1 protein-coding gene is annotated in these 476 nt (G+C 22.7%); it reads left to right on the top strand.

Annotated elements, in window-relative coordinates:
- On the top strand, positions 1 to 358 hold a 358-nt coding region (locus CN514_RS26095; protein WP_176526080.1), incomplete at its 5' end, for a hypothetical protein.
- Between the last annotated feature and the right edge of the window lie 118 nt (positions 359 to 476).

Raw genomic sequence — 476 nt, forward strand, 5'->3', positions numbered from 1 at the left:
AGGAATATCGGTTAAAGAAATAGAAGAAAAGTATAATATTCGTTTTCAAAACCAAGCAATTCAACAGGATAATCCACTAACTGAAGAACTCTCGCAGTTAAGATCAATGGAGTACATTCATACGCATAATTATAATTTTGATTCAAGTTTAAATACAAAAGATTTACATAAAAATCAAATAAATGATGATGAAGGAAGTCATGCGATAATTATTTTAGAAAATATTATTAATAGTCAATCCAAATCTTTAGAGAATGATAAAGATGAAATCATTGATTACTATATAACTAAAAATATATATAAAGAGAAAATTGAGTTAATAAATCTATTGAAAGGAAAATATAAGGTGAAATTATAAGATTATGAAATGGATAATCTATACTGTTTTAACTTTATTTACGGTTATTTTATTTACGGGATATTATATGAATTTCAGTTTAAATAATTTAAAAGAAAAAACCTATACCAAAAATAAT

The sequence above is a fragment of the Bacillus sp. AFS001701 genome (assembly GCF_002559405.1).
Lineage (GTDB): Bacteria > Bacillota > Bacilli > Bacillales > Bacillaceae_G > Gottfriedia.